This is a genomic window from Streptomyces sp. NPDC059524 (assembly GCF_042749255.1).
GTDB lineage: Bacteria > Actinomycetota > Actinomycetes > Streptomycetales > Streptomycetaceae > Streptomyces > Streptomyces xanthii.
In genome coordinates this window covers 30,098-30,400 of the sequence record NZ_JBHYTK010000097.1, presented here as the reverse complement: position 1 = coordinate 30,400, position 303 = coordinate 30,098, and positions in this window count along the sequence as shown.

The window sequence follows — 303 nt, the reverse complement described above, 5'->3', positions numbered from 1 at the left end:
GCGCTGCCCCGCGCCGGCCGGTCGGCGCCAGCCTCCGGTCCGGTACCGGGGCCGCCCCGCTGATGCCCCAGGAGGAACAGCAACACAAGTGGAGCAGGGCTTACCAATCTCCCAGACGTCTCAATCTGTCTCTATCGCACCTTGGGGACCATCCCCCATGTCTGCTAGCTTCCCCGTTCGATTCCGAACTGCCGTGACACAACGGCGACTTCGAGACGACAGGCATGTCTTCCGACATGGCTTCAGACATGGGAGGCCCCATGAACAGAAGCGCCGCCGTGCCCCACGGCGCGGGGGTTCTCC